Source organism: Thomasclavelia sp., assembly GCF_017889095.1.
GTDB lineage: Bacteria > Bacillota_I > Bacilli_A > Erysipelotrichales > Coprobacillaceae > Thomasclavelia.
The window spans coordinates 1-2,875 of record NZ_JAGHEW010000025.1 but is presented as its reverse complement, the minus strand read 5'-3'; the positions used below and the strand labels follow the sequence as shown (position 1 = coordinate 2,875).

Sequence of the window (2,875 nt, the reverse complement as noted above, 5' to 3'; positions counted from 1 at the left end):
TCTTCTTGATAATGATGATAATGATCACTAGCCACTTTACTATCCGCAATATTTTTAGGAACCTTTCTAATATCAGTTGTTGCTAATCCTTTACCATCTTCATTATATCCACCTTCTACTTGAAATCCGCTAGTAGAAGCGCCCCACAAAAATTGATTATCCATTTTTTTCTTGCTCCTTTTGTAAAGCTTGTTTATCAATAACTTTAAAGAATGGATAATAGATTGCAACTGAAATTATAATGGCTACCAACTGATATATTCCCCAGCTAATACTTCCTTGCATTATTCCCGAAATAAACGGTGGCATAGAGCCTAAACCTAAAATTCCTATTGGTGCAGTTACTAAACCAATTTGAATTAAACAATATCCTAAAACCACTAATATAATTGGACATAAAATAAATGGTATTAACATCAACGGATTCAAGATCATTGGCAAACCAAACATTACTGGTTCATTGATGCTAAAGATACCGCAAGGTAATGTTAGTTTTCCAAATTGCTTATACTGCTTACTTTTAGCTGTAAAGAACATCAAAATAACTAAACCTATCGTTGCTCCAGAACCTCCTAAATTAGCTAAATCCCACATTCCAATATTTAAAGCATGTGGTACCGTTTCTCCAGCAGCAATAGCTGCAGTATTTTCTCCAATATAGCTAATCCAAATAGGAAATAGAATTGGTAAAACTGTCATTGAGCCATGAACTCCAAAAAACCATAACATCTGGGCTACTAAAATACATAATAAGAATGCTGGAAGATTTCCTGTCAATGATTGTAATGGCGTTTGAATTAATGTATAAATACAATCATTAGCATTACCATACGATGTAATCGAAAATAATACTTTTATAATAATGAAAACAATAGTAATTAACGAACCAGCAATCAATGAAGAAAATGATTCATTAACCATTGGTGGTACCCCATCAGGCATTTTAATTCGAATATTTTTATGAACAATTACTGACAATAATTTAGAAACTAAAACTCCTGTTATAATAGCTACAAATATTCCTTTTGTTCCTAAATAACTCACATCAAAAAAACTAATCCCTTCTAAACTAGTTGTATTTAATGGTGTCAGAAGCATAAATGCTACTAATGAAAGTAATCCTGATGTCATATTATAGCTTCCATTATCAAAGCAATCAGCCCCACGAAAACCAACTGCAAAAGCCATATATACCGCTAATAAATCTGTTGTTACTGCTGGTACAAATGATACGATTGTGTCTAAACCATATTTAGCCATAAAATCATTGTAAGGCTGCCATGAAATATTAACAAAAATTGAAAAGACAGCACCTAGCATAATTACCCCTAATAAAGACATGCACCCATTACTTACAGCTTTTAAATATTTATTATTTGATAACTTGTTAGCAATTGGAACAAGTGTTTTTTCTATTAAACTTGTAAACTTATCCATTTTTTATCTCCTTATGTATTTTATTGACATTGGCCTTTGTCTAAAAATATTGTAACAAAAAAAGACCCATTTTAAGTCGTCAAAAAAAACCAAGCATTTTCAAAATTAATGCTTGGTTTTCAAAAAATGAAAATCTAATGGGAATAATTAATGCAATAATACATAATTATCAACTCAATAATATATAACAAAGATATTCTTCCCTCAGTATCACTATTTTCTTTACTACATAATACTACTTCATTTGCTTCTTTAATTAATTTATTTTGTAGATTCATTGTCAAAACAACAATATAAATATTATTTTTTGATAACAATTTTTTCATTATTTCATCATTACGATAAAAATATCCACCTTCAATTGAAGCAATAAAAACGACTGCTGGTCCATTGATCGTTTCAACAATATTCAACTGATCATCATATGTTAAACCGATTTTAACGTATTTATTTACTAGTGCTAATCGATTTTGAAAATGCTGTCCTAGTAATGTCGAAAACTCCATTCCTAGCATAGCTATATTTTCACTTTCATTCATCTTTTGGGTAATTCTATCCAACTGATGATAATCTAAATGATCATAGACAAATTGAATATTATCAATAACATGTTTAGTATATCTAGAAAAAATTGGCTGAATATCTTCTTTTTTGGCTTTAGATACAGCTAATGAATAATCAGTATCCATTATTTTTAAAGTATTTCTACAAGCTTCTTTAAATTCCAAAAAAGATTCAAATCCAATATTTTTTGTAAATCGTGATAACGTTGAACTAGATACATAACATTTATCTGCCAACTCATTAATAGTCATATCCGGTATATCATTATAATATTTTAATAACATCCAGGCTAAATCGTAATTAGAATCTTTTTTATATTGAGAATTTGTATATCTTAATAATATTGATAAAACTGAATCTTTAATCATATTTTCACCTTCCCAGCCTTTTCATTATATTATATTCTTAATCTAATGAAAAAGCTATCTTTAAAGATTCATTTTCTCTAACAAGCCTTTAGCATAAGTTGATAGAATTTTAGAAAACATTTCTACTTCTTGATCATCTATTAATGATGCTGCATGTTCTTCGATTGCAAATAAAGGCAAGATCAACTTTTTAGCGTATTCTAAGCCTGATTCACTTAAATAAATTAATTTTTCTTTTTTGTTTTTGGGATTAACTTCAAAATAGATATAACCTTGTTTTAATTGATTTTTTACAATACTATTAACCGTAGTTTTAGGAATATCTAATTCTTTATAAAACTGTACCTGGGTCATTCCCTGGTTATCAATTTCCATCAAGGCATAATATAAAAGCATATCATAATAACCTACATTTTGACTTTTTGCCCATTTTTGATAAATTCGATCAATTCCATTTACTGAGCTATAAATTAAATCAATTTTATCTCTTGATTGCATATTTTCTC

The 2,875-nt window shown here is 28.7% G+C and carries 4 protein-coding genes; all 4 read right to left on the bottom strand.

The window, feature by feature from the left end:
* Positions 1 to 164 (bottom strand): family 1 glycosylhydrolase (locus J7M77_RS01190; RefSeq protein ID WP_296875170.1); only part of this gene is annotated, 164 nt, incomplete at its 3' end.
* Positions 157 to 1,437 carry a PTS transporter subunit EIIC gene (locus J7M77_RS01185; RefSeq protein ID WP_296875169.1) on the bottom strand — a complete coding sequence of 427 codons (1,281 nt, stop codon included), beginning with the start codon at positions 1,435 to 1,437 and terminating at the stop codon, positions 157 to 159. The genes J7M77_RS01185 and J7M77_RS01190, both read right to left, overlap by 8 nt.
* 134 nt (positions 1,438 to 1,571) lie before the next feature.
* Entirely contained in the window at positions 1,572 to 2,369 is a 798-nt protein-coding gene (locus J7M77_RS01180; protein WP_296875167.1) for a MurR/RpiR family transcriptional regulator, read from the bottom strand.
* A 60-nt stretch (positions 2,370 to 2,429) separates the two neighbouring features.
* Positions 2,430 to 2,875: MarR family transcriptional regulator (locus J7M77_RS01175; protein WP_296875166.1), on the bottom strand; the 446-nt coding region annotated here is incomplete at its 5' end.

Coding starts and splice junctions, on each gene's coding strand:
- J7M77_RS01185 (WP_296875169.1), bottom strand. CDS start 1,437: ATGGATAAGTTTACAAGTTTAATAGAAAAAACACTTGTTCCAATTGCT.
- J7M77_RS01180 (WP_296875167.1), bottom strand. CDS start 2,369: ATGATTAAAGATTCAGTTTTATCAATATTATTAAGATATACAAATTCT.